The sequence below is a fragment of the Streptomyces sp. 6-11-2 genome, assembly GCF_006540305.1.
In the GTDB taxonomy this organism is placed as follows: Bacteria; Actinomycetota; Actinomycetes; order Streptomycetales; family Streptomycetaceae; genus Streptomyces.
This window is the reverse complement of the sequence record NZ_BJOR01000001.1, coordinates 146192-171430: the sequence shown is the minus strand read 5'-3', so window position 1 is coordinate 171430 and position 25239 is coordinate 146192. Positions and strand designations below refer to the sequence as shown.

Genomic DNA, 25239 nt, shown 5'->3' with positions numbered 1-25239 from the left:
TGCGGGCGCAGGCCGGACGCCACGTCCCGGCCGCGCGCGGTCCCGTACGTCGGTCCCTCCCAGTCTCCGTCCGGCCGGCGGCCGGAGCCAGGGCCGAACGGCACCGTCCGGGGCCCCTCCGGGCCCTGCCGCGCCGAGCGCCGGGCCAACGGGCGGGTCTCCCCGCCGACGTCGCCCGGTGCGCCGCACCCGCCCGCGGACACACGCGAGGGCGGGCCTTGTGCAAGGCCCGCCCTCGTCCGATCGGTCGGATCGTCGCTTACTTGACGACGGTGACCCGGTCGGCTGCGGTCGGCGCGTACGGCGCGGCGGCCGAGGTGTTCGCCGTCAGGTAGTCGACCAGTGCGGCCAGGTCGTCGCTGCCGACGAGCTGGTCGGTGCCCTTGGCGAACTCGGTGAAGCCGTCACCGCCGTCGGCCAGGAAGGAGTTCATGGCGACGCGGTAGGTGGCGCTGGGGTCGATCGGCTTGCCGTCCAGCCTGATGGAGTCCTCGACGACGCGGTCGGCGCCCGTCTTGGTCAGGTCCAGGGTGTAGGTGAGGCCGGAGGAGATCTGAAGGTACTTCGGGGCGGCGGCGTTGCTGCCGCTGACCTGCTGCTTCAGTACGGTGATCAGCTGCGCGCCGGTCAGGTTCTTGAGGTTGACCGTGTTGCTGAAGGGCTGCACCGCGAAGCCCTCGCCGAACGTCACCACGCCGTCGCCCTCCTTGCCGGAGGCGGCGTAGACCAGGTCGGCACGGATGCCGCCCGGGTTCATCAGCGCCACGACGGCACGGCTGTCCAGGGACTTGGCGTGCGCCAGCTGCGCGTCCGCGATCAGGTCGCCCAGCGGCGACTCGACGGCACCGGTGCGGGTGACGTCCTTGGTGATGTAGCCGACCGGCTTGTTGGCGACCGGCGCGGCCAGGGTCTGCCAGTAGTCGAGCAGCTGCGTCAGGTCGGCCGCCTTGGACTGGGTCCGGTCGACGACGCGGTTGGAGCCCTTGACCGTGGCGCGGACGATGTCGTCGGTGCGCGGGTCGTACTTCATGTTCAGCTCGGTGAAGAGCCGGCCGTAGGAGGCGGCGCTGGTCACCAGGCGGGGGTGGCCCGCCGGGTCCGGGATGGAGCAGACGTACGCGTTGTGGGTGTGGCCGGTGACGAGGGCGTCGACCTCCGGCGCGACCTTCTTGGCGATGTCCACGATGGGACCGCTCAGCCCGGTGCTGCCGCCCGCGTCGCAGTCGTAGTTGTACGCCGAGGAAGCCGGGAACCCGCCCTCGTGGACGAGCGCGACGATCGCGTGGATGCCCTGCTGCTGGAGTTCCTTGGTGTACTTGTTGATCGTCTCGGCCTCGTCGAGGAACTTCAGTCCCTTGACGCCCGCGGCCGTGACGACGTCCGGGGTGCCCTTGAGGGTGACGCCGATGAAACCGACCTTCGCGCCCTTGACGTTCTGGACGACGTACGGCTTGAGAAGCGGCTTGCCGGTCTTCTCGTTGATCACGTTGGCCGACAGGATCGGGTAGTCGGCGCCCTTGAACTTGCGTCCCTGGTCGTAACAGCCGTCGACCGGGTGGCAGCCGCCGTTCTGGAGGCGGAGCAGTTCGTCCTTGCCCTCGTCGAACTCGTGGTTGCCCACGCCCGTGACGTCCAGGCCGAGCTTGTTCATCGCCTCGACGGTCGGCTCGTCGTGGAAGAGGCCGGACAGCAGCGGGCTGGCGCCGACGATGTCGCCGGCGGCGACGGTCAGCGACCGGTCGTGGCCCTTGCGCGCGGTGCGCAGGCTGCTCGCCAGGTACTCCACGCCGCCGGCGTCGATGTCCTTCGTGGTGCCGTCGGCCTGCCGCTCGGTGACCCGGCCGGAGGATCCGGCCGGCGGCTCCAGGTTGCCGTGGAAGTCGTTGATGGCGAGGAGCTGGAGGTCCTTCAAGGGGGCCGAGTTGGCGTCGGAGCCGGCCAGCGCGGGGTTGGCCGCGACGAGAGCACCGGCGGTGGCCAGCGTGGCGGCCGTGGCGAGAGCCGCTATGAGGGCTCTTCGCGGAGCCGGGCGGCGGGAGTGGGTCGGCGACATGGTGCTCCTGATGTGACTGGAAAGAGTGGGGGCAGCAGGCCGCAGCCTAGGGTCAACGCGCGTAGTTGTCAGGAACTTCGTGGTTACGGAGAGGTTTCCATCTGGCGGACGTTTGCAGTTCAGGGCGATTTTGAGTGATTCGCGCGGACGCCGGAGGCGGATCGTCGCGGTAAGCCCACGGTGAGGAATCCGTGAGAAGTCGTCTCCCGGCCAGGGGGCGCGACGACGCCCTCGGGGCGGCCCGCCCGACCCGCGTCGCACCCTCGGGATGTCCGGCTTCCAGGCGGTTCGGCCCGTCGAGCGGTCCCGTCCCGGGCGTGGTGCCGTGTTGACGCGACGCGCCGGACGCCCTCACCCCGCCGTCCCGGGAGCGGCCGCCGGCGACTACCGTCCGCAGGGGACATGAACCGACTCGTCCCCCGTGGGCGGATGGAGAGCGATACGCATGATTCCTGAGGCGGTGACCGAACTGTCGGCCGGGCAACTCGCCGAACCGACCCTCGGTCGTCTGCTGTCCTCGTGGCAGGCCGACGTCCCGGCGCTGGCCGTGGTGGCCGTCCTGGGCGGACTGTACGGCTGGGGCGTGCTGCGGCTGCGCAGACGCGGCAGGAGCTGGTCGCCCGCCCGTACCGCCGCCTTCGCGCTGCTCGGACTGGGCACGCTGGTGGTGGCCACGATGTCGGCGCTGGCCGTGTACGACCACGTCCTGTTCTGGCCCGCCGCCGTGCAGAACATCCTGCTCGACCTGGTCGCTCCCCTCGGCCTGGCCCTCGGCGACCCGCTGCGGCTCGCGGTGGAGGCGTTGCCGGAGGCCAGGGCGGCGCGGGTCCGTCGGGCGATGACCGGGCGGCTGGTGCGGGTGCTCACCTTTCCCCTGGTCAGTACGGCCCTCGTGCTCGCCAGCGAACTCGTCGTGTACTTCACGCCGTACTTCGCCACCGCGCTGCGCGTCGGCTGGCTGCACGAGGTGATGTACCTGCATCTGCTCACTGCGGGCTGTCTGTTCGTCGTCCCGGTGCTCAGCCACGAGCGGGCGCTGCCGTCCTGGTGCACCCATCCGGTGCGGGCCGCGCTGGTGTTCCTGGACGGCATCGTCGACGCGGTACCGGGTGTCGTGGTGATGACCCACGGGACGCTGATCGCGGGGGCCTGGTACCAGCACCACGCGCCCGCCTGGGCCACGGACGTCCACCACGACCAGCAGATCGGCGGCGGCGCGATGCTCAGCATCGCCGAACTGGTCGCGCTTCCCTTCATCCTGGCGATCCTGGTGCAGTGGGCGCGTGCCGAACGCGTCCAGAACGCCGCCCTCGACCGCCGCCTCGACCAGGAACTCGCCCGCGTCGCCGTACCGTCCCGGCAGGCCGGCGAACAGGTTCCGGCGTCCGCGCCCGCGCTCGTCCGCCCCTGGTGGGAGACCGAGCAGAACGAGGTGGCCGACAGGATCAGGCGGCAGCGCGGCACGGGCTGAGCCCCGTTCCACCCGCAGGGTGACGGCACACATGGGCAGCCGTCGAGCGAACTGTCCCGTGGTCCGGTCAACTCTTTTCGCCCGGCGGCCCGGACCCGTCCGGGAGCCGTGCCCGTCCGCGGGAGCCGAATGGCGAGGGCCATTCGGCGGGGAGACGATGAGAGCGCGGGGCTCGGCCCCCGCCGGTACCGTGCGCCTCGCGCGGGGACGGAGACCGGCCCCGGCCGCAGGGATCAACGGCCGGAAGGGAGATCACCGTCATGCTGGAAGTGAAGACGGTCGAGAAGCCGGACGAGCGGCGCGACTTCCCACGGGGCCACCTCGAAGCCGTCCATCTCACGGGACTCGACTTCGCCGTGGCCACCTTCGAACCGGGCTGGCGCTGGTCCGAGTCGGTCGGCCCGATCGCCGGGACGCGCAGCTGCCTGGTCCACCACAACAGCTATGTCGTACAGGGCCGCATGCACCTGGCCATGGACGACGGCGGCGAGGCCGAGGTGGGCCCGGGCGACGCCTTCGTCTGCTCGCCCGGACACGACGCCTGGGTCGTGGGCGACGAGCAGGTCGTGCTGTACGACTTCGCGGGGCCCATGGCACAGCGGTACGCGAAGCCGGGCGGGGTGTAGACGCCGGGGCGGACAGGACACCGCCGGACGACGTCACTCACCGCTCACCAGCACCACCTCCAGGGTGCGCGGCCCGTGCACGCCCTCCACCCGGTCCAGTTCGATGTCACTGGTGGCGGAGGGGCCGGAGATCCAGGTCAGCGGCCGGGTCGGGTCGAGGCGCTCCAGTGCCTGCGGCACGGAGGAGACGACCTGGCCCGGGACGCGCACCACACAGATGTGGTGGTCGGGGACGAGCGTGATCCGGCGCCGGCCCTGATCGGGGGAACCGTCCAGGACGAGGGTGCCGGTCTCGGCGACGGCGACAGCGCAGCCGGTGACGACGCTGTCGACCCGGTCGAGTTCGTGCGGGGTGCTGTCCGGCCGGTCCGCGACCAGGGTGACCTCGATGGCGGTCAGCCAGCCCTGCTCCAGTGCGGGCGGCACCAGGACGGTGTTCGAGCCCCGTTCGCCGAGCAGGTGGGCGATCAGCCGGGGCAGCTCCTCCGCGTCGCAGCGGTGCACGATCGCCCGGTAGTCGGCCAGGTTCTCGGCGAGCAGGTCCACCGTCTCCTCGGTGTTCCGGTCGCCGTGCTGCCGCAGATAGTCGCGGGAGACCTCCCGCTCGTACCGGGGGTGCCTCCCGGGCCGTTCGGGCACTGGTGGGGGAGCGTCGTCCGGCGGTACGTCCACCAGGGCGCGCCGTACCCGGCCCAGGATCCGGTCCCTGCTGCTCACTTCGCGTCCTTTCCGCCGGGTCCGCCGTGCGTGCGCTGCCACCAGTCGCGGAACGGCTCCGCCGGCACCGGCGGCAGATCGCGGGTGCCGGTCCAGGCCCGGCCGGGGCCGGGCAGGGTGCGGGGGTGGAAGCGGCGGGTGCGGGAGGCGAGCCGCTGGCCGCCGCGCAGCGCGCCGGGGCGGGTCAGGGCCCAGCGGGCCGCGCGCATGGCCGCGCGCTCGGCGGCGTGCCCCTTGGCCGGTTTGAGGAGCACCTTGTTGCCCGCGCGCGTGGCCGGGCCCCCCTCGACGACACGTTCGCGCAGGTGGACCAGCACCTCGGGGATGTCGATGGCCACCGGGCACACCTCGTAGCAGGCGCCGCACAGTGAGGACGCGTACGGCAGGGAGGCGTCGATCTCGCTTGCCGTGCCGCGCAGTTGGGGGCTGAGGATGGCGCCGATCGGGCCGGGGTAGACCGAGCCGTAGGCGTGTCCGCCGGCCCGCTCGTAGACCGGGCAGACGTTCAGGCAGGCCGAGCAGCGGATGCAGCGCAGGGCCTGGCGGCCGACCTCGTCGGCGAGGGTGTCGGTGCGGCCGTTGTCCAGCAGCACCAGGTGGAACGTCTCGGGCCCGTCGCCGTCGGTGGTGCCGGTCCACATGGACGTGTACGGGTTCATCCGCTCGGCCGTCGAGGATCGGGGGAGCGTCTGGAGGAAGACTTCCAGGTCGCGCCAGGTGGGCACGATCTTCTCGATGCCGACGACCGAGATCAGCGTCTCGGGCAGGGTCAGGCACATCCGCCCGTTCCCCTCGGACTCCACCACCACCAGCGTGCCCGTCTCGGCGACGACGAAGTTGGCTCCGGAGATGCCGACCTTGGCGCGCAGGAACTTCTCCCGCAGGTGCAGCCGCGCGGCCTCGGCGAGTTCGGCGGGCGCGTCGGTGAGGCCCTCGGGGGCCGGGCGGCCCCACCGGCTCATCTCGGAGCGGAAGATGTCCCGGATCTCGCCGCGGTTGCGGTGGATCGCGGGCACGAGGATGTGCGAGGGCCGGTCGTGGCCCAACTGCACGATCAGCTCGGCGAGATCGGTCTCGTAGGCCCGGATGCCCGCGGCCTCGAGGGCCTCGTTGAGGCCGATCTCCTGGGTGGCCATCGACTTGACCTTGACGACCTCGCTCTCGCCCGTGGCCTTGACCAGTCCGGCCACGATCCGGTTGGCCTCGTCGGCGTCGGCGGCCCAGTGGACGGTGCCGCCCGCGGCGGTGACCGCCTCCTCCACCCGCACCAGATACCAGTCCAGATGACGCAGGGTGTGGTCCTTGATCTGCCGTCCCGCCGCACGCAGCGCCGCCCAGTCCGGCATCTCCGCCACGGCCGCGGCCCGCTTGGCGCGGATGGTGTGGGTGGCGTGGCGTAGATTGCCGCGCAGGGTGGTGTCGCGCACGGCGTCGTGCGCGGCCCGGGGGAAGGCGGGGAACGCCGGGGAGCCGGGCATTCCCACGAACGTCGCGCTCATGCCGCGGCCTCCTCCTCCGTGCCGGCCAGGATCTCCGCGATGTGCACCGGCCGCATGCCTGTCCCGAGGCGGGCCATCGTGCCGCCGATGTGCATCAGGCACGAGTTGTCGCCCGCGCACAGCACCTCCGCGCCCGTCGACTCGGCGTTGCGCACCTTGTCGGCGCCCATCGCCGCCGAGACGTCGGGGTTCTTCACCGCGAAGGTGCCGCCGAAACCGCAGCACTCCTCGGCCCCCGGCAGCTCCAGCAGTTCCAGCCCCTTCACCGCGCGCAGCAGCCGCAGCGGACGGTCGCCCAGGCCCAGGCTGCGCAGCCCGTGGCAGGTCGGGTGATAGGTCACCGTGTGCGGGTAGTACGCGCCCACGTCCGTCACCCCGAGCACGTCCACCAGGAACTCCGTCAGTTCGTACGTCCTGGGCACCACCGGGGCCAGGGTGGCCGCGAGCCCGCCCCCGCGCTCCTCCGCCCGTGCCCGCGCGCCCATGCGCGGATACAGCTCCCGCACCATCGCACCGCAGGAACCGGACGGGGTCACGACCGCCTCGTAGTCCCGGAAGACATCGGCGAAACGCCGGGCCAGCGGCTCGGCCTCATGCCGGTACCCGGTGTTGTAGTGCGCCTGTCCGCAGCAAGTCTGGGCCATGGGGAAGTCCACCTCCACGCCCAGTCTGGTCAGGAGTTTCACCACCGCGCGCCCGGTGTCCGGATAGAGCGTGTCGTTGACGCAGGTCAGGAACAGAGCGACACGCATCGCGGCTCCTCGTGGTCGGTCGGCGGACGAGTGAGGGGGGCACCTCCCACACGCGTTCAGCGTAGTGGGGGGCGTAGTCGGGCGAGGGGCCCGACGGGAGACTCCGTTTCCGGCGTGGCGAGGACCGCGGGCTCCCGGCCCGGCGGAGCGGCGGCTCACGGCGTGACGGCGGCGAGCCGGGCCTCGGCCGCGCGCCAGGCCGCCGCGTCGCCGCCCGGCTCGTACCGCACGAGCGGCTGTGTCCGGGCGAGCAGGGTCCGCATCCCGGCCCGGTCGCCGACGAGCCCGTGCGTCCGGGCCTGCACCAGGACGTTGCCGAGGGCCGCCGCCTCGGCCGGCCCGGCGACCACGGGCAGCCCGCACGCGTCGGCGGTCAGCCGGCACAGCAGGGCGTTGCGGGCGCCCCCGCCCACGATGTGCACGACGTCGACGGGCCGGTCGGCCAGCCGCCGCGCCTCGGCGACCGCCCGGCGGTGGGCGAGGGCGAGGGAGTCGAGGACGCAGCGGGCGATCTCGGCGGGGGAGCCGGGCACCGGCTGACCGGAGGCCCGGCAGGCCGCCGCGATCCGCTCCGGCATCCGGCCCGGCGCGAGGAAGGCGGCGTCGCCCGCGTCCACGACCGACCGGAGCGCGGGCACCTCGGCAGCCTCCCGCAGCAGCTCGCCCAGATCCGGGTCGCCCCAGGCCCGTACGCACTCCTGGAGCAGCCACAGCCCCATGATGTTGCGCAAATAGCGGACCGTGCCGTCGAGCCCGAGCTCGTTGGTGAAGTTGGCGGCGCGGCTGTCCTCGGTGAGCACCGGCGCGTCCAGCTCCAGACCGGCCAGCGACCAGGTGCCCGTGCAGATGTACGCGAAGCGTTCCCCGCCGGCGGGCACGGCGGCCACCGCGGACGCCGTGTCGTGCGAGGCGACGGTCGTCACCGGCACGGGCCCGCTCAGCCCGGTCTCCCGCAGCACCTCGGGCCGCAGCACGCCCGCCGGATCCCCGGGCCGGCGCAGCGGCGCGAACAGGTCCAGGTCGATGCCCAGCCGGGCCGCGACCTCGTACGACCAGTCGTGCGTGCGCGGGTCGACGAGCTGGGTGGTCGAGGCGTTGGTGAGTTCGGTGCCCTGCTCGCCCGTGAGCCAGTACGTCAGCAGGTCGGGGAGCAGCAGCAGACGTCGCGCGGTGGCGAGTTGGGGAGAGGAGCGGGCCGCCGCCAGCTGGTACAGGGTGTTGAAGGGCGCGTACTGGATGCCGGTCGCCGCGTACAGCTCGGCGGCCGGCATCGTCGCCCGGACCTTCCGCGCCACGCCCTCGGTGCGCGTGTCGCGGTAATGGACGGGATTGCCGAGCAGGGCGCCGTCCGCGTCGAGCAGGCCGTAGTCCACGGCCCAGCCGTCGATGCCGATGGAGTCCACCCGGCCCGCCGCCCGCAGCCCGTCCAGCACCCCGGCGTACAGGCTGAGCACGTCCCAGCGCAGACCCTCGGGAAGCCGCACCGGCCGATTGGGGAAGCGGTGCGCCTCGGTCAGCTCCAACCGGTCGCGGCCGACCCGGCCGACCATGACCCGGCCACTGGACGCGCCGAGGTCGACGGCGGCGTACGCCTTCACGTCCGGGCTCATCGCAGGAAGGCGGCCGCGACGCCGGCGTCGACCGGGACGTGCAGCCCCGTGGTGTGGGTCAGCTCCCCGCCGGTCAGCGCGAAGACGGCGTTCGCGACGTGCTCGGGCAGCACCTCCCGCTTCAGCAGCGTCCGCTGGGCGTAGAACTCGCCGAGCTTCTCCTCCGGCACTCCGTACACGGCGGCCCGCTGTGCGCCCCAGCCACCCGCGAAGATCCCGGAGCCGCGGACGACCCCGTCCGGGTTGACCCCGTTGACCCGGATCCCGTGTTCACCCAACTCGGCCGCCAGTAGCCGCACTTGATGTGCCTGGTCGGCCTTGGTGGCCGCGTAGGCGATGTTCTTGGGCCCGGCGAACACGGCGTTCTTGGAAGCGATGTAGACGATGTCACCGCCCAGTCCCTGCGCGATCATCACCCGCGCCGCTTCCCGCGAGACCAGGAACGACCCGCGCGCCATGATGTCGTGCTGGAGGTCCCAGTCCTCGGCCGAGGTCTCCAGCAACGGCTTGGAGACCGAGATGCCGGCGTTGTTGACGACCAGGTCCACCCCGCCGAAGGCGCGGAGCGCCGCCTCGAAGGCACCCGCGATCTGCTCCTCGTCCGTCACGTCCACCGTCACGGCGACCGCCTTGTCGGGCCCGCCCAGCTCCTCGGCGACGGCGGCGGCGTTGCGAGCGTTCAGATCGGCGACCACGACGCACGCGCCTTCGTCGACGAGCCGCCGCGCGATCGCCCTGCCGATGCCGCTGCCCGCGCCGGTGACGAGTGCGACGCGTGTCGCGAGGGGCTTCGGCGCGGGCATCCGCCGGAGTTTGGCCTCCTCCAGCGCCCAGTACTCGATACGGAACTTCTCCGACTCCTCGATCGGCGTGTACGCCGACACGGCCTCCGCGCCCCGCATGACGTTGACGGCGTTGACGTAGAACTCGCCGGCCACTCGGGCCGTCTGCTTGTCCTTGCCGAAGGAGAACATGCCGACGCCCGGCACGAGCACGATGGCCGGGTCCGCGCCGCGCATCGCGGGGGAGTCGGGCAGGGCATGCCTCCGGTAGTAGGCGGTGTACTCCTCGCGGTACTCGGCATGCAGCTCCTTCAGCCGGGCGATCGCCTGCGCGGGCGGAGCCGTCGGCGGCAGGTCGAGCACGAGCGGCCGGATCTTGGTCCGCAGGAAGTGGTCGGGACAGGAGGTGCCGAGCGCGGCGAGCCGCGGATGCCGGGCACGGGAGAGGAAGTCGAGCACGTCGTACGCATCGCTGAAGTGCCCGACCTGGGCCCTGTCCCGCGAGGCGATCGCACGTACGTGGGGCGCCAGGGCGGCGGCCCGCTCCTTCCGCTCGTCCTCGGGCAGCGCCTCGTACCCCGCGACCACCGCCCCGAACGGCTCGGGCTTCCCGCGTTCGGCGAGGAAGTCCCCGGCGGTGCGGATGATGTGCAGCGAGTTGCGCTCGCACTCCTCGGAGTCCGCGCCCCACGCGGTGATCCCGTGCCCGCCGAGCACACAGCCGATCGCCCGCGGATTGGCCTCCCTGACCGCCGCGATGTCCAGCCCCAGCTGGAACCCGGGCCGCCGCCACGGCACCCACACCACACGGTCCCCGAAGCACTCGGCGGTCAGCTTCTCCCCGTCGGCGGCACAGGCGAGGGCGATACCGGAGTCGGGGTGCAGATGGTCCACGTGCGGGGCGCCGACCAGCCCGTGCATGGCGGTGTCGATGGAGGGAGCCGCCCCTCCCCTGCCGTGCAGGCAGTAGTCGAACGCGGCGACCATCTCGTCCTCGCGCTCGACGCCCGGGTAGACGTCCTTCAGCGCCCGCAGCCGGTCCAGCCGCAGCACGGCGAGCCCGGCCTCGGTGAGTGTCCCGAGGTCGCCCCCGGACCCCTTCACCCACATCAGCTCCACGTCAGCGCCGGTGACGGGATCGGTGCCGGTGCCCTTCGCGGACGCGTTGCCGCCCGCGTAGTTGGTGTTACGGGGATCGGCGCCGAGCCGATGGGACCGGGCGAGAAGGGTGGAGGCTTCGGGGTGAAGTGACATACGGGGTTCCCTTCAGGAGAGGGGAGTACAGGACAAGAGGGCGTACTCGGCGGACGATTCCCGGAACTACGCCCCCCACCCGGCCGGTCGGCCCCCCACCCGATCGGCGACGATCTTCTCCGCCCACCCCGACCGGCGATACGCCGCAAGAGGCTCGGGGTCCAGTCCCATCTCCTCCCGCACCTCACGCAGCAACGGCCGCACGTCCGTGTTGTACGCGTCCATCAACACGGCGTTGGCCTCGAGCACATCCCCGGAGTCCTGTGCGACGGACAACGCGTTCCGGTCCACCAGCAACGCCTTGGCCGTCGCCTCCTGGACGTTCATCACGGACCGGATGATCGCCGGGATCTTCGCCTCGACGTTGTGGCACTGGTCGAGCATGAACGCGACCTCGGGCGTGAACCCGCCCCCGCGCACCACCTCGTACATGATCCGGAACAGCTGGAAGGGATCGGCCGCGCCCGCCATCAGGTCGTCGTCGGCGTAGAACCGGGAGTTGAAGTCGAACCCGCCGAGCCTCTCCTCCCGCAGCAGGGTGGCGACGATGAACTCGATGTTCGTGCCCGGGGCGTGGTGCCCGGTGTCCACCACGACCCGCGCCTTCGGTCCCAGCTTCAGGCAGTGTGCGTACGCCGTTCCCCAGTCCGGGACGTCCGTGGTGTAGAAGGCCGGCTCGAAGAGCTTGTACTCCAGCAGCATCCGCTGCCCCTCGCCGAGCCGCTCGTACACCTCGGCCAGCCCCTGGGCCAGCCGGTCCTGCCGTCCCCGCACGTCGTCCTGGCCGGGGTAGTTCGTGCCGTCGGCGAACCAGAGCTTCAGATCGCCGGATCCGGTGGCGTCCATGATGTCGACGCACTCCAGCAGGTGGTCGACCGCCTTGCGCCGCACCGCCGCGTCCGGATGGCAGACGCTGCCGAGCTTGTAGTCGTCGTCCTGGAAGGTGTTGGAGTTGATCGCGCCCAGCGTCAGGCCGCGGTCCTCGGCGTGCCGGGCGAGCGCCGCGTAGTCGTCGACCCTGTCCCACGGGATGTGCAGCGCGACGGCCGGCGCGACGCCGGTGACGGCGTGCACCTGGGCCGCGTCGTCCACCTTCTCCCAGGGCGTTCGCGGCACGCCCGCCTGCGCGAACACCTTGAAGCGGGTCCCCGAGTTCCCGTACGCCCACGACGGCGTCTCGACGGCCTGGGTCTTGAGGGCGGCCTTCACCGCGGCGAGCTCGGTCACTGCAGGGCTCCTGTGACGTCGGGTCGAAAGTCTGCTGACAGGCCTTGGCGGGTATCTGAACAGCCTCTCGTGAAACGATTCAGGAGTGGAAGCTATGAGCCGTCGACGGGGGTGTCAACCCTTCCGGTGCGGGCAGCCTCCCGTAATTCCTGTGAATCTTCGATCCCGTGATGTTTTCGATCCGCACCCATTGACGTGCCGTCGGCTCCTTGCCTAACGTCCCGGCAACCAAGTTGAAACCTTTCACGACGTGGGGCGGACCTTCTGCCGGCGTCGTCGAGGAGCCCCCATGACTCACCCGTCCGACACGGGTCCGGCCCCGGTGCTGGCGCTCAGGGACATCTCGAAGTCCTTCGGTGCGGTGCGTGCCCTCAGGAACGTGTCCCTGGAGCTGCTTCCGGGAGAGGTGCACGCCCTCGCCGGGGAGAACGGCGCGGGCAAGTCGACCCTCATCAAGACCCTGGCCGGGGTGCACCGGCCCGACGCCGGCCAGGTGCTGCTCGACGGCGAGCCCGTCGTCCTCCACGGCCCGGGCGACGCCCGCGACGCCGGCATCGCCGTCATCCACCAGGAACCGACGCTCTTCCCCGACCTGTCGATCGCCGAGAACATCTTCATGGGCCGCAGGCCCCGGCGGGCCCTGGGCCGTATCGACCACACGGCCACCCACGAGGCCACCCGCGCTCTGATGGGACGCCTCGGCGTCGACCTCGATCCCGACCGTCCCGCACGCGGACTGTCCATCGCCGACCAGCAGATCGTCGAGATCGCCAAGGCGCTCTCCTTCGACGCCCGCGTCCTGATCATGGACGAGCCGACCGCGGCGCTGACCGGCAGTGAGGTCGCCCGCCTCTTCGACGTCGTGCGCGCCCTGCGCGACCAGGGCGCCGCGGTGCTGTTCGTCTCGCACCGTCTGGAGGAGATCTTCGAGATCTGCCGGCGGGTGACGATCCTGCGCGACGGCGCCCGGATCGCCGGCGAGCCGCTGGACGGCATGACCGAGGACGACCTCGTGCGGCGCATGGTCGGCCGCGACCTCGACGCGCTCTACCCCAAGCAGGACGTGGCACCGGGCGAAGTCGCGCTCAGCGTGCGCCGGCTGACCCGAGAGGGCGTCTTCACCGATGTCTCCTTCGACGTGCGGCGCGGCGAGATCGTGGGCCTCGCCGGACTGGTCGGCGCCGGGCGCACGGAGGTAGCCCGCGCCGTCTTCGGCATCGACCGCTGGGACGCCGGCGAGGTCGAGGTCGACGGACGCCGGCTCACCAACGGCGCCCCGTCCACCGCGATGGCCGCCGGGCTCGCACTGGTCCCCGAGGACCGGCGCGCCCAGGGCTTGGTGATGAACATGTCCATCGAGCGCAACATCGGCCTCACCGGACTCCGCACGACGGTGAGGGCCGGCCTGATGGACCGCGGCGCGGAACGCAGCCGCTCCCTGGACTGGGCTGTCAGGCTCCGGGTCAAGTACGCCCGGATCGCCGACACCGTCTCCACGCTCTCCGGCGGCAACCAGCAGAAGGTCGTTCTCGCCAAGTGGCTCGCCACCGGTCCCAAGGTGCTCATCGTCGACGAGCCGACCCGCGGCATCGACGTCGGCACCAAGGCCGAGGTGCACCGGCTGCTCGGTCAACTGGCCGCCGACGGGGTCGCCGTCCTGATGATCTCCTCCGACCTGCCCGAGATCCTCGGCATGGCCGACCGGGTGCTCGTGATGCACGAGGGCCGGCTGACCGCCGAGATCCCCCGCTCCGACGCCACCGAGGAAACCGTGATGGCCGCAGCCACGGGGAGGGCCGCGTGACCGCGACCGCCCCCAAGCCCGCCTCCGCCGCCGAGGCGCACCGATCCAGTGGCACCCGGCTGGTCGACCGCGTGTTCACGATGCGTGAACTCGCCATCCTGGTCGTCCTCCTGGCGCTGATCGCCGTCGCCCAGGCGGGCAACAGCGCATTCCTGTCCGAGCAGGGCGTCAAGGACCTGCTGCTGAACGCGACCATCCTGGTGCTGGTCGCGACCGGCCAGTCCCTGGTCGTCATCACCCGCAACGTCGACCTGTCGGTCGGCTCCACGCTCGGCATCAGCGCCTTCGCCGCCGGTACCTGGCTGCAGGGCGGCGGCAACCCCGTGGTGGCGGTGATCCTGGCGGTGCTCCTCGGTACCGGCTTCGGCCTGCTGAACGGGCTCCTCGTCAGCCTCGGCCAGGTGCCCGCGCTCGTCGTCACCCTCGGCACGCTCTACATCATCCGCGGCGTCGACTCCGTCTGGGTCGGCTCCCGCCAGATCACCGCGGCCGACCTGCCCGGCGGGTTCGTCGACTTCGGCTCCGGCGGGATCGGGACGGTGCCGTACCCGGCGCTGATCGCCCTCGCCGTCCTGGTGGCGACGGCGTACTACCTCAAGCACTACGGCAGCGGCCGCGAGCTGTACGCGCTCGGCTCCAACCCGGAGGCCGCCCGGCTCGCCGGCATCCCGGTGCGCAAGCGCGTCCTGGCCGCCTACACCTTCTGCGGCGGCCTCGCCGGTCTGGCCGGGGCGATGTACCTGGCCCGGTTCGGCAACGTCGACTCCGGCACCGGCAGTGGATACGAACTCACCGTCGTCAGCGCGGTCGTGGTCGGCGGCGTGGTCTTCACCGGCGGCTCCGGCAGCGTGTACGGCGCGGCCCTCGGCGCCCTGCTGCTGACCTCCGTCAACAGTGTGCTGCCCGCCCTCGGCGTCAGCTCCGTCTGGGTGCTGGCGATCAACGGTCTGCTGCTCCTGCTCGCCATCGCGGTCGACCGCGTCGTCGCGCTGCGCGTGGCGTCGGCCCTGAAGAAGAGGAACGCCCGCCATGGCTGACTTCGACCTCTCGCGTGCCGTGCGCTGGGACACCGTCGTCGGTGCCCTGCTCGTCGTGGTCCTGCTGTTCTCCTTCGGCTTCGTCGACGGCTTCGGCAACGCCCTCAACCTGTCGTTCCTGATCGGCAACACGCTGCCGATCGCGCTGATCGCCCTGCCGATGACCCTCCTCGTGGTCTCCGGTGAGATCGACCTGTCGGTGGCCTCCACCGCAGGTCTGTCCGGCGCGGTGATGGGCGCCCTGTGGAACCGGGGCATGGCGATCGAGACGATCATCCCGCTGTGCCTGCTGCTCGGCGCGGTGTGCGGCCTGGTCAACGGCCTGCTGGTGACCAGGCTCGGACTGCCGTCCCTCGCGGTGACCATCGGCACCCTCGCCGCCTACCGGGGCATCGCGCAGATCGTGCTCGGTTCCGACGCGGTGACCGACTTCCCCACCCCGTACCTGGACTTCGCTGCCGGACGGGTCGGGAACACCTTCCTGCCGCAGGCGTTCCTGCCGTTCCTGCTCCTGCTGGCGATCGCCGTGGTCACCCTGCACGCCACCCCCTTCGGACGATCGCTGTTCGCGATCGGCGCCAGCGAGGAGGCGGCCCGGTTCGCCGGCGTCCGGGTCAAGCGCGACAAGCTCATCCTGTTCGTCGCCACCGGCTTCATGTCCGCCCTGACCGGCGTCTTCTGGGCCCTGCACTACGCCAGCGCCCGCTACGACAACGCCACCGGGCTGGAACTCTCCGTCGTCGCCGCGGTGTTGCTCGGCGGCATCGACTTCGACGGCGGGAAGGGCACACTCGGCGGCGCCGTCGCCGGTGTCTTCCTGCTGGGCGCGTCGCGGAACGTGATGAGCCTGCTGAACGTCTCCGCCCAGTCGCAGATCGTCGTCACCGGCGCGCTGCTCGTCGTCTCCGTCCTCGGCCCGCGGGTCGCACGCCAGGTCTCCGTCGCCAGGGACCGGCGCCGAGCCTCCCCGGCGCCCGAGTCGCAGGCGTCCACACCGACTTCGTAAACCGCTCCGCCCACCTCGCCACCCTCGTAAAGGACGTTCACCATGCGCAAGCCGACGATCCGCCGCACCTGCGCGGCCCTCGCCGCCGCGACCTCCCTCGCCCTGGCCGCCACCGCCTGCGGCGGCACCACCAAGAACGACGTGGGCAAGGACGGCGGCGCGGCCGCCTCCTCGGCCGGCAAGGCCGACCCGAACGCCCCGACCAAGAAGGGCCTGACCGTCGGCTTCCTGCCCAAGCAGGTCAACAACCCCTACTTCACCTCCGCCGACAACGGCGGCAGGAAGGCCCTGGAGGAACTGGGCGAGAAGTACAAGGAGGTCGGACCGTCCAGCGCCACGGACACCTCCGGCCAGGTCTCCTACGTCAACACCCTCACCCAGCAGCAGGTCGACGCGATGGCCGTGTCCGCGCAGGACCCGGGCGCCCTGTGCACCGCGCTGAAGCAGGCCATGAAGAACGGCATCAAGGTCGTCACCTACGACTCCGACACCAAGCCCGACTGCCGCAACGCCTTCGTCTCACAGGCGTCCGCCGAGGACCTCGGCCGCACCGAGGTGCAACTGCTCGCCGAGCAGATCGGCTACAAGGGCGAGATCGCGATCCTGTCCGCCGCGCAGACGGCGACGAACCAGAACACCTGGATCGACTACATGAAGCAGGAGCTGACGGACCCCAAGTACAAGGACGTCAAGCTGGTCAAGATCGCCTACGGCAACGACGACGCGCAGGCGTCCTTCCAACAGACCCAGGGTCTGCTCCAGCAGTACCCGGACCTGAAGGGGATCATCTCCCCGACCACCGTCGGCATCAAGGCCGCCGCCCAGTACCTGTCCGGCTCCAAGTACAAGGGTAAGGTCAGGCTGACGGGCCTCGGCACCCCCAACGACATGCGCAAGTACGTCAAGAACGGCACCGTCGAGGCCTTCGAGCTGTGGGACCCGGCCAAGCTCGGCGAGCTGGCCGCGTACACCGCGGTCGCCCTCTCCTCCGGACAGATCACCGGCAAGGAGGGCGAGACCTTCAAGGCCGGCGCCATGGGGTCGTACACGATCGGCGAGGACGGTCTGATCAACCTCGGCAAGCCGACCGTCTTCGACGCGAAGAACATCGACCAGTTCGACTTCTAGTGCTGTGGCCGGGAAGGTTTGCCGGGAAGCTCGCGGCGTCCGGTGCCGGGGACACCTCCCACGCCCTTCAGGCAGTGGGGGAGCATCGCAAGGCGGAGCATCACCCGCGTACTGGATGTACTCGGGTGATGCGACAACGCGGCGTGGGGGTACCCCCGGCCGAAGGCCGGGGGAGTGCCGTGCCGGCCGTCGCGAGCCGGTGAACCCTTCCGGTCACAGCACTAGCGTCCGGGCGGCACCCGCCCGGACGAGGAGACGAAGCCCCTCGGCGAGGTCTTCCACCTCCCGCGACCCGCATCAGGCCCCCCTCCGACCCGCGCGGATGCGCGGGGCCATGACGGTAATGTGAAGGCTCGCCCGCCGCCCCCCGCATCCCTGGAGGTTTCCGCCCGATGGCCCCATCGGTGGGTATCAAGGACGTCGCACGCGCCGCCGGTGTCTCCGTGGGCACGGTCTCGAACGTCATCAACCGTCCGGAGACCGTCGCCACCGAGACCCGGGTCCGGGTGCAGTCCGCGATCGACCGGCTCGGCTACGTCCGCAGCGAGTCCGCGCGCCAGCTGCGCGCGGGCCGCAGCCGGATCATGGGGCTGCTCGTCCTCGACATGGGCAACCCCTTCTTCGTGGACGTCGCTCGGGGCGCCGAGCGGGCGGCCCGCGCGGCCGGGCTCGGCGTGATGGTCTGCAACAGCGCGCAGAGTCCCGGGGAGGAGGCCGAGTACCTGTCCCTCTTCGCCGAACAGCGGGTGCGCGGCGTCCTGCTCACCCCGGCCGACGCCACCGGCCGCAACATCGCCGCCTTCCGCCGCCACGGCATCCCCTTCGTGCTGGTCGACCGGGTCGCCGAGGGCGCCACCGAGTGCTCGGTCTCCGTGGACGACGTGGCGGGTGGCGCGCTGGCCGTACGGCACCTGGTGGACGCGGGGCACCGCTCCCTCGCGTACGTCAGCGGCCCGCCCGGCCTGAACCAGGTCCGCGACCGCCGTACCGGCGCCCTGAACACGCTCGCCGAGGCCGGTCTCGGCCCCGAGGCGCTGCGCGAGTTGCCCACCGAGCGTCTCGACGTGGCCGCCGGACGGGACGCGGGCGCCCGCCTCCTCGGCCTCGCCGACCGGCCCACGGCCGTCTTCTGCGCCAACGACCTGCTCGCCCTCGGCGTGCTTCAGGCCATGTACGCGGCCGGGGTCCGTGTCCCCGACGACCTTGCCATCGTCGGCTACGACGACATCGAGTTCGCCGCCGCAGCGGCCGTGCCGCTCACTTCGGTCCGCCAGCCCGCAGTCACCATGGGCGCCCTGGCGGCGGAGTTGCTGCTGGAGGAGACCGAGGCGCCGGGACCGCCGGCGGTGCACGAGCACCGGCGGGTGGTGCTCCAGCCGGAGCTGGTGGTACGCAGCTCCAGCCTGCCCGGGCGCCCACCGGCCACCCAGTGACGCGTCCACCGCGCGTTCCGTACGAATTCCTGATCCCCGTGGTCAGGCGGCGGAGGATCATGTGCTGAACTGGGACGCGGCCGTAAACCCTCCGTCCCGGGAGAACCCTTGACCGTCAGCTACCGCCACCCCGGCGTCGTCCTCACCGACCGCGCCTTCACCGTGCCGCTCGACCACGACGACCCGGCCGGGGAGACGATCGAGCTCTACGCACGTGAGGCCGTCGCACGGGACAAGACCAGCAGGGACCTCCCGTGGCTGGTCTACCTCCAGGGCGGTCCCGGCTTCGGAGCGAACCGTTTCATCGGACGGCAGGCCTGGTTCGGCCGGGCCCTGGAGGACTACCGGGTCCTGCTCCTCGACCAGCGCGGCACCGGCCACTCCACGCCCGCCAACCGCCAGACCCTGCCGCTGCGCGGCGGCCCGGCCGAACAGGCCGACTACCTCACGCACTTCCGCGCCGACTCGATCGTCCGCGACTGCGAGGCGATCCGTCCCGGGGTGACCGGCGGCGCGCCCTGGACCGTCCTCGGGCAGAGCTTCGGCGGCTTCTGCACCGTGAACTACCTGTCGACGCACCCCGAGGGCATGGCCGCCGCCCTGATCACCGGCGGCCTGCCCTCCCTCGACGCCCACGCCGACGACGTCTACCGGGCCGCCTACCCGCGCATCGAACGCAAGGTCGCCGCCCACTACGCCCGCTACCCGCAGGACGTCGACCGCGCCCGCCGCATCGCCGACCACCTGCTCACCCACGACGTGGTGCTCCCGAACGGCTACCGGCTGACCGTCGAGGCCTTCCAGTCGCTCGGCATCATGCTCGGCGGCGGCGACGGCAGCCACCACCTGCACTTCCTCCTCGAGCACGCCTTCGTCCGCACCCCGAACGGCCCGGAACTGTCCGACGCCTTCCAGGAAGAGGTGCAGGGCCTGCTGTCGTACGCCGGCCACCCGCTGTACGCCCTCGTCCACGAGGCGATCTACGGCCAGGACACCCGTCCCACCGCCTGGTCGGCCGAGCGGGTGCGCGCGGAGTTCCCGCAGTTCGACGCCGCCAAGGCCCTCGCCGGGGACGGGCCGGTGCTGTTCACCGGCGAGACCGTGCACCCCTGGATGTTCGACTGCGACCCGGCGCTGCGCCCGCTGCGCGAGACCGCCGGCCTGCTCGCCGCCCGCACCGACTGGCGGCCCCTGTACGACCCCGCCCGCCTGGCCGCCAACGAGGTCCCGGTCGCCGCGGCCGTGTACCACGACGACATGTACGTCGACACCGCCCACGCCCTCGGCACCGCCCGCGCGATCCGCGGCCTGCGCACCTGGGTCACCGACGAGTTCGAGCACGACGGCGTCCGGGCCGGCGGACCCCGCGTCCTGGACCGGCTGCTCGGGCTCGTCCGCGGCGACGTGTGACGTGACGTCGACGGCGCCGGCCGGTCCGCGTCCGCGACCCAGCGGCCTGGGGTCTTCCGTTTGGATCAGGCCGGATCAGGGAGCGGGGTCTGGTGCCGTGCGTCGCACGGCGGAGGAGGGCGGCAGGGCGGAGCCCTGCCGACCGACGACAACGCGGCTGGGGGTACCCCCTGCTCGAAGAGCTTGGGGGAGCGGTGCCAGGGCCCGCGAGCCCGGCATGATCCAAACGAGCGGCCCTAGGATGCTCGGTGCTCGGGACGTTCCGGCGGAACGGCGTACGGGGAACGGGGTGGGAAGGACATGTCCGGCATGGCTGACGAGGAAGTCCTGGCGCGGAGCTTCGAGGAGCACCGCGGGCAGCTGCGGGCGGTGGCCTACCGCATGCTCGGCTCGGTGCCCGAGGCCGAGGACGCCGTCCAGGAGACCTGGCTGAAGCTCACCCGCACGGACACCGGCGCCATCCGGAACCTCGGCGCCTGGCTCACCACCGTGACCGGCCGGGTCTGCCTCGACCTGCTGCGGGCACGCAACGCCCGCCGCGAGGAGCCGATCGACGAGACCTTCGTGCCGGACCCCGTGATCCGGCCCCTGACACCGGCCGACCCGGAGCAGGAGGCGGTCCGGGCCGACTCGGTAGGGCTCGCCCTGCTCGTCGTCCTGGAGACGCTTCAGCCCGACGAGCGGCTGGCGTTCGTGCTCCACGACCTGTTCGCGGTGCCCTTCGACGACATCGCGCCGATCGTGGAGCGCAGCGCCCCGGCGACCCGGCAGCTCGTCAGCCGCGCCCGCCGCCGGGTGCAGGGCGCCACTCCGTCCGCCGAGGCCGACCTCGCGCGGCAGAGGCAGGTGCTCGACGCCTTTCTCGCCGCCTCGCGCGGTGGCGACTTCGAGGCGCTGGTGGCCGTCCTCCACCCGGACGTGGTGCTGAGGGTCGACTCCGGCGCGCTCGTCCGGGGCGCGGCCGCCTCCAAGGTGGTCCACGGGGCCAGGACGGTGGCCGCCCAGGCGCTCACCTTCGCGCAGTACGCCGGGACGGCCCGCCTGGTGCTGGTCAACGGCTCGGTCGGGGTGGCCAACGCCCCCGAGGGCGGGCCGCGGTCGGTCATGGGCGTCGTCGTCTCCGGCGGCCGGATCACCCACCTCTACATCCTGGCCGACCCCGAACGGCTCGGGCACCTGGACCTGGCCGCCGCACGGGAGGACTGAGCGGTCCCGGACCGGGAATTCGGTTGCCCGGCGGACGACGGCCCTGACAGGGTCGTCGCCATGCCCGGCTACCGCGCGTACGACGCGACGACGCTCGCCTACCGGGTCCTCGGAGAGGGCCCGCCGGTGATCTGCCTGCCCGGCGGACCCATGCGGGCCTCGGACTACCTCGGTGACCTCGGCGGGCTGTCCGCGCACCGGCGGCTGGTGCTGCCGGATCTGCGGGGCACCGGAGCATCGGCGGTACCGCGGGATCCCGCGAGCTACCGCTGCGACCGGCTCGTCGACGACGTCGAGGCGCTGTGCGAGCATCTGGGCGTGGAGCGCGTGGACGTGCTCGCGCACTCCGCCGGCGCGAACCTGGCGGCGCTCTACGCGGCCCGCCACCCCGAACGCGTCGGCAGGCTGGCGCTGATCACGCCGAGCGTCCTGGCCGTCGGCATCGAGGTCACCGGAGAGGTCCGGCGCGAGACGGCACGGCGGCGCGAGGGCGAGCCGTGGTTCGCGACGGCGTACGCGGCGCTGGAGGAGATCACGGCGGGCCGGGCGACGGACGCCCACTGGCAGGCGGTCGCCCCGCTCCGCCACGGCCGCTGGCACGCGGCGGCCCGTGCCCTCGACGCCGCCGACGCCGAGCAGAAGAACGGCGAGGCCGCGGCCGCGTACGCCGCCGACGGCGCCTTCGACCCGGACGCCACGCGGGCGGCGCTCGCCCAGTTCACCTCCCCGGTGCTCGTGCTCGCCGGTGAGGTCGACCTGAACTCGCCCCCCGCCGCCATGGCCGAGTACGCCGGGCTCTTCCCGCACGCCGAACTGGTCGTCCAGCCCGGCGCGGGGCACCACCCGTGGCTCGACGACGCCGACCGGTTCGTGGCGGCCACCGCCGCCTTCCTGCGCTGAGCCGCCCGACCGGGCCCCGCACCCCAAGCTCATGAGGCTGAACAACATGCAAGATCGGAAAGACACCCGGCACGACCGGAGCGGACTGCGCGGCGACTGCGCGCGGTGCTTCGGGCTCTGCTGTGTCGCGCTGCCCTTCGCCGCCTCCGCGGACTTCGCCCTGGACAAGCCCGCGGGGAAGCCGTGCCCGAACCTTCGGGACGACCACCGGTGCGGCATCCACACGCGGCTTGGGCAGCGGGGTTTCACCGGGTGCACGGTCTACGACTGCTTCGGAGCGGGGCAGAAGGTCTCGCAGGCCGTCTTCGGCGGACGGGACTGGCGCACGGGGTCCGGGGAGGACGCCCGGCGGATGTTCGAGGTGTTCCCGGTGGTGCGGCAGCTGCACGAACTGCTGTGGTACGTGACCGAGGCGCTCTCCCTGAGCGCCGCCCGTCCGGTGCACGACGAGCTGCGCCGGGCGCTGGAGCACACCGAGCACCTCACCCACCTGCCGCCCCGGGAACTGGCCGCGCTGGACGTCGGCGCGCACCGCCGGGAGGTCAACGTCCTGCTGCTGCGCACCAGTGAGCTGGCGCGGGCCGGAGTGCGGCGCGGGAAAGGCAGGCCGAAGGATTGGCGGGGCGCGGACCTGGCCGGGGCCCGGCTGAGGGGCGCGGACCTGCGCGGGGCCAGTCTGCGCGGCGCCTGCCTGATCGCCGCCGACCTCACCGGGGCCGATCTGCGGGACGCGGACCTGATAGGTGCCGACCTGCGGAACGCGAATCTGGTCGACGCCGATCTGACCGGCGCGATCTTCCTCACCCAGCCGCAGGCCGACGCGGCGCGGGGCAGCGCCGGCACCCGGCTGCCCGGATCGGTCTCCCGTCCCGCGCACTGGACGGCGCGGAGCTGACCCGCCGCCGTCCCGCACCGACAACCGGTCCGCCGGTATCGCGCCGGAGCGGGCGCCGTGCGCCGTCTCACAGTCCTCCGCGCCCGCTGGTTTCGGCCCGCCTGGTTGGCACGTTCTCCGATCTCCGATAGGTTAGGCAAGCCTTACCTAAGAAGGAGGTTGAGGGATGGACGACAGCCAGACCTGGACGGCGGCGCCCGCGGCGGCACAACGGGCGCGGTCCCTGCTCGCCGCCGCCTGGTCCTGCGCGGTGACCGCGGAGGGCGGACGGGAGGAGTACGTGGGCGCCCACACCGTGAGCGACGACGGCCGCGTACTCCTGCACGTGCCCGAGGACAGCGCCCTGCTCGCCGCCGCGATCTGCGCGCCGCGCGGTGAGCCGTCCACCGTCCTGGAGTTCGCCGACGTCGCCCCCGTCCCCGTACGCAACCGGATCCGCGCCCGGCTCTGGCTCGCCGGCCGGCTCGTCCCCGAGGCGCGGCACCTGACGTTCCACCCCACGCGCATCGTGCTGCGGCAGCCGTCCGGCGCGGTCGTCATCGGCGCGGAGGAGTTCACCACCGCCGCGCCCGACCCGCTCGCCCTGGCGGAGGCCGGCCTGCTCACCCACCTCGCCGACGCCCACCCCGAGGCGGTGGAGCGGCTGACCCGGCTGGTCGGACCCGACAGCCTGCACGGCGCGGTGCGCGTCCGGCCGCTCGCCGTCGACCGGCACGGACTGACCCTGCGCATCGAGCGCGCCCGCACCCACGGCGACGTCCGCCTGCCGTTCCACGCGCCCGCCGACGACCTCGCCGCGCTCACCGAGCGCATGCACGTCCTGCTGCTCCAGGCGGGCGGAGCCTCCTGCCCGCGCGCCCTACAGCGGCAGCGCGCAGACGGCGACCGGTGAGGGGAACGGCGTACCCGCCCGGCGCAGCGCGCCGTTCGCGCGGTCGACGTGGAAGACGCTGACGGTGCTCGACTTCTGGTTCGCGGCGAACAGCAGCGCGCCGTCCGGCGAGAAGGCGATCTGACGCGGGAAGTCGCCCGCGACCGGCGTCGTGCCCAGCAGCCGCAGCCGGGCCCCGCCCGCCTCCACGGCGTACCGCGCCAGGGTGTTGTGGCCCCGGTTGGCCAGGTAGGCGAACCGGCCGTCGGCCGTGACCAGGACCTGTGAGGGGTAGTTCTTGCCCGCGCCGCCGCCCGTGGACTGCGTGGCGCCGATGGTCAGCCGGCCGGTGGACCGGTCGTACGTGCACACCGCGAGGGTGTCGTCGACCTCGTTGGCGAGATAGGCGTACCGGCCGCCCGGGTGGAAGGTCAGTTGACGCGGTCCGGCGCCGGGCCGGGTGTGCGCCCGGGAGACCTCGGTGAGGCGGCCCGTGCCGGTGTTCAGGCGGTACGTGTAGACGGTGTCGGTGCCGAGGTCCACGGCGAGGACATGGCCGCCGTCGGGGCTGGTGATGACCTGGTGGGCGTGCGGTCCCTGCTGTCCGGGGCCGGGCCGCGGGCTGGTGTGGGTCACCAGGTCGGCCCGCTCGCCGAGCGCGCCCGAGGAGGCTATCGGGTGCACGGCCACGCTGCCGGAACCGTAGTTGGCGCTGAGCAGCCAGCGCCCGCTCGGGTGCACGGACAGATGGCAGGGCCCCGACCCGCCGGTGCTCCGGGTGCCCAGGACCCTCCGGTCGGCGAGCCGCACCGCGGTCACCCCGCCGTGCTGCCGCTCGTCGACCGCGTACAGCGTGCGCCCGTCGGGATGTACGGCGAGGTACGACGGGTCGGCGACCCCGGCGATGGTGCCCCGGCCGCCGACGGCACCCGACACCGGGTCGTACACCGCCAGGCCGATGCCCTTGCCGCCGCCCGGGACGGAGGTGTAGGTGCCCAGATACAGGGGCCGGGGACCGGACGGCCTCGCCGTCGGCTGCCGACCGCTCGCGGCGGCCTCCGGCGCGCTCCCGGGCGCGGACCCGGCCCGCGGTGTCGCGGGCGCCGGGACCGCCAGCACGGCGACGGCTCCCGTCAGGGCCCCCACGAACTGCCGCCTGCTCCAACCTCCCCCGGACTCCTGGCGCCGCCCGTGCAGGGGGGACCCCCCACGCGACGCCCTCGCACCACTGTCCATGCCCGCACCTCAGGTCGTCGGCTGCCCCGGTCGTGACTGCCACCTTGACGCGCGCCACCGCTCCCACGCAACCGCGGCAGGACGTCGCGGCCGGGTGGCGGCGGCGCCTCGTGACTGCCGCCGCGCAGGTCGCCCACGACCGCGCCCCCGCAACCGGTCCCCCCAGATCATGGACCGCGCGCGCCGCCGGCGTGCCTCGGCCGGAACCACGGAGCCGCGGAGTCACGGAGTCACGGAGCCACGGATCTGCCACGGAGTCACGGAGCCACGGGCCACGGAGCCACGGGCCACGGAGCCCAGGTGGCCGCGGCCGGCGCCCTGT

20 protein-coding genes are annotated in these 25239 nt (G+C 72.6%); 12 read left to right on the top strand and 8 right to left on the bottom strand.

Annotated elements, in window-relative coordinates:
- Window positions 1–259: 259 nt before the first annotated feature.
- The gene (locus TNCT6_RS00800; RefSeq protein ID WP_141355576.1) at window positions 260–2053 is read right to left on the bottom strand and encodes a bifunctional UDP-sugar hydrolase/5'-nucleotidase; all 1794 of its coding nucleotides are present in this window, start codon (window positions 2051–2053) and stop codon (window positions 260–262) included.
- Window positions 2054–2498: 445 nt separating this feature from the next.
- Here TNCT6_RS00800 and TNCT6_RS00795 point away from each other — a divergent pair, with 445 nt between their 5' ends.
- Entirely contained in the window at window positions 2499–3524 is a 1026-nt protein-coding gene (locus TNCT6_RS00795; RefSeq protein ID WP_172632758.1) for a cytochrome c oxidase assembly protein, read from the top strand.
- A gap of 260 nt (window positions 3525–3784) precedes the next feature.
- Window positions 3785–4150, top strand: coding sequence for a cupin domain-containing protein (locus TNCT6_RS00790; protein WP_141355574.1), 366 nt, complete (start codon window positions 3785–3787; stop codon window positions 4148–4150).
- A gap of 33 nt (window positions 4151–4183) precedes the next feature.
- On the opposite strand, the gene TNCT6_RS00785 is transcribed toward TNCT6_RS00790, so the two are convergent.
- From TNCT6_RS00785 to rhaI, 6 genes are all read right to left on the bottom strand, one after another.
- Window positions 4184–4867 (bottom strand): LUD domain-containing protein, encoded by a 684-nt coding sequence (locus TNCT6_RS00785; protein ID WP_141355572.1) that lies wholly within the window; start codon window positions 4865–4867, stop codon window positions 4184–4186.
- Window positions 4864–6366 carry a lactate utilization protein B gene (locus TNCT6_RS00780; protein ID WP_141355570.1) on the bottom strand — a complete coding sequence of 501 codons (1503 nt, stop codon included), beginning with the start codon at window positions 6364–6366 and terminating at the stop codon, window positions 4864–4866. The genes TNCT6_RS00785 and TNCT6_RS00780 overlap by 4 nt, the downstream gene beginning before the upstream one ends.
- On the bottom strand, window positions 6363–7118 hold the full coding sequence (locus TNCT6_RS00775) for a (Fe-S)-binding protein (RefSeq protein ID WP_141355568.1): 756 nt from the start codon (window positions 7116–7118) through the stop codon (window positions 6363–6365). Before TNCT6_RS00775 ends, TNCT6_RS00780 begins: the two co-directional genes overlap by 4 nt.
- Window positions 7119–7273: 155 nt before the next feature.
- On the bottom strand, window positions 7274–8716 hold the full coding sequence (locus tag TNCT6_RS00770) for a rhamnulokinase family protein (protein WP_172633164.1): 1443 nt from the start codon (window positions 8714–8716) through the stop codon (window positions 7274–7276).
- A gap of 8 nt (window positions 8717–8724) precedes the next feature.
- Window positions 8725–10764 carry a bifunctional aldolase/short-chain dehydrogenase gene (locus TNCT6_RS00765; protein ID WP_141355564.1) on the bottom strand — a complete coding sequence of 680 codons (2040 nt, stop codon included), beginning with the start codon at window positions 10762–10764 and terminating at the stop codon, window positions 8725–8727.
- Between the two features lie 66 nt (window positions 10765–10830).
- Complete coding sequence (rhaI, locus tag TNCT6_RS00760; protein ID WP_141355562.1) at window positions 10831–11991, bottom strand: L-rhamnose isomerase; 1161 nt, start codon at window positions 11989–11991, stop codon at window positions 10831–10833.
- A gap of 289 nt (window positions 11992–12280) precedes the next feature.
- Here rhaI and TNCT6_RS00755 point away from each other — a divergent pair, with 289 nt between their 5' ends.
- The 10 genes from TNCT6_RS00755 (at window position 12281) to TNCT6_RS00705 (ending at window position 23702) form a co-directional block, all read left to right on the top strand.
- Complete coding sequence (locus TNCT6_RS00755; RefSeq protein ID WP_141355560.1) at window positions 12281–13795, top strand: sugar ABC transporter ATP-binding protein; 1515 nt, start codon at window positions 12281–12283, stop codon at window positions 13793–13795.
- A complete protein-coding gene (locus tag TNCT6_RS00750) occupies window positions 13792–14832 on the top strand; it encodes an ABC transporter permease (RefSeq protein ID WP_141355558.1) in 1041 nt (346 codons plus the stop codon). Before TNCT6_RS00755 ends, TNCT6_RS00750 begins: the two co-directional genes overlap by 4 nt.
- A complete protein-coding gene (locus TNCT6_RS00745; protein ID WP_141355556.1) occupies window positions 14825–15838 on the top strand; it encodes an ABC transporter permease in 1014 nt (337 codons plus the stop codon). The genes TNCT6_RS00750 and TNCT6_RS00745 overlap by 8 nt, the downstream gene beginning before the upstream one ends.
- 42 nt (window positions 15839–15880) lie before the next feature.
- Window positions 15881–16966 carry a rhamnose ABC transporter substrate-binding protein gene (gene rhaS, locus TNCT6_RS00740; RefSeq protein WP_141355554.1) on the top strand — a complete coding sequence of 362 codons (1086 nt, stop codon included), beginning with the start codon at window positions 15881–15883 and terminating at the stop codon, window positions 16964–16966.
- 392 nt (window positions 16967–17358) lie between these two features.
- Entirely contained in the window at window positions 17359–18399 is a 1041-nt protein-coding gene (locus TNCT6_RS00735) for a LacI family DNA-binding transcriptional regulator (RefSeq protein ID WP_141355552.1), read from the top strand.
- 108 nt (window positions 18400–18507) lie between these two features.
- Window positions 18508–19809: an alpha/beta fold hydrolase gene (locus TNCT6_RS00730; protein WP_141355550.1), complete on the top strand. Its 1302-nt coding sequence runs from the start codon at window positions 18508–18510 to the stop codon at window positions 19807–19809.
- A gap of 309 nt (window positions 19810–20118) precedes the next feature.
- The gene (sigJ, locus tag TNCT6_RS00720) at window positions 20119–21015 is read left to right on the top strand and encodes an RNA polymerase sigma factor SigJ (protein WP_141355546.1); all 897 of its coding nucleotides are present in this window, start codon (window positions 20119–20121) and stop codon (window positions 21013–21015) included.
- Between the two features lie 60 nt (window positions 21016–21075).
- Window positions 21076–21915, top strand: a complete 840-nt coding sequence (locus TNCT6_RS00715; protein WP_141355544.1) for an alpha/beta fold hydrolase — start codon at window positions 21076–21078, stop codon at window positions 21913–21915.
- Window positions 21916–21961: 46 nt separating this feature from the next.
- Window positions 21962–22810, top strand: coding sequence for a pentapeptide repeat-containing protein (locus TNCT6_RS00710; protein WP_141355543.1), 849 nt, complete (start codon window positions 21962–21964; stop codon window positions 22808–22810).
- Window positions 22811–22976: 166 nt separating this feature from the next.
- Window positions 22977–23702 (top strand): DUF2470 domain-containing protein, encoded by a 726-nt coding sequence (locus tag TNCT6_RS00705; protein WP_141355541.1) that lies wholly within the window; start codon window positions 22977–22979, stop codon window positions 23700–23702.
- On the opposite strand, the gene TNCT6_RS00700 is transcribed toward TNCT6_RS00705, so the two are convergent.
- Window positions 23670–24827 (bottom strand): lactonase family protein, encoded by a 1158-nt coding sequence (locus TNCT6_RS00700; protein WP_253265972.1) that lies wholly within the window; start codon window positions 24825–24827, stop codon window positions 23670–23672. The two genes, TNCT6_RS00705 and TNCT6_RS00700, sit on opposite strands and share 33 nt — an antisense overlap.
- Window positions 24828–25239 lie beyond the last annotated feature (412 nt).

Excerpts from the sequence above, each read along its gene's own strand:
- TNCT6_RS00800 (WP_141355576.1), bottom strand. The coding sequence starts at position 2,053 with ATGTCGCCGACCCACTCCCGCCGCCCGGCTCCGCGAAGAGCCCTCATA.
- TNCT6_RS00795 (WP_172632758.1), top strand. The coding sequence starts at position 2,499 with ATGATTCCTGAGGCGGTGACCGAACTGTCGGCCGGGCAACTCGCCGAA.
- TNCT6_RS00790 (WP_141355574.1), top strand. The coding sequence starts at position 3,785 with ATGCTGGAAGTGAAGACGGTCGAGAAGCCGGACGAGCGGCGCGACTTC.
- TNCT6_RS00780 (WP_141355570.1), bottom strand. The coding sequence starts at position 6,366 with ATGAGCGCGACGTTCGTGGGAATGCCCGGCTCCCCGGCGTTCCCCGCC.
- TNCT6_RS00775 (WP_141355568.1), bottom strand. The coding sequence starts at position 7,118 with ATGCGTGTCGCTCTGTTCCTGACCTGCGTCAACGACACGCTCTATCCG.
- TNCT6_RS00765 (WP_141355564.1), bottom strand. The coding sequence starts at position 10,764 with ATGTCACTTCACCCCGAAGCCTCCACCCTTCTCGCCCGGTCCCATCGG.
- TNCT6_RS00755 (WP_141355560.1), top strand. The coding sequence starts at position 12,281 with ATGACTCACCCGTCCGACACGGGTCCGGCCCCGGTGCTGGCGCTCAGG.
- TNCT6_RS00745 (WP_141355556.1), top strand. The coding sequence starts at position 14,825 with ATGGCTGACTTCGACCTCTCGCGTGCCGTGCGCTGGGACACCGTCGTC.
- rhaS (WP_141355554.1), top strand. The coding sequence starts at position 15,881 with ATGCGCAAGCCGACGATCCGCCGCACCTGCGCGGCCCTCGCCGCCGCG.
- TNCT6_RS00735 (WP_141355552.1), top strand. The coding sequence starts at position 17,359 with ATGGCCCCATCGGTGGGTATCAAGGACGTCGCACGCGCCGCCGGTGTC.
- sigJ (WP_141355546.1), top strand. The coding sequence starts at position 20,119 with ATGGCTGACGAGGAAGTCCTGGCGCGGAGCTTCGAGGAGCACCGCGGG.
- TNCT6_RS00715 (WP_141355544.1), top strand. The coding sequence starts at position 21,076 with ATGCCCGGCTACCGCGCGTACGACGCGACGACGCTCGCCTACCGGGTC.
- TNCT6_RS00710 (WP_141355543.1), top strand. The coding sequence starts at position 21,962 with ATGCAAGATCGGAAAGACACCCGGCACGACCGGAGCGGACTGCGCGGC.
- TNCT6_RS00705 (WP_141355541.1), top strand. The coding sequence starts at position 22,977 with ATGGACGACAGCCAGACCTGGACGGCGGCGCCCGCGGCGGCACAACGG.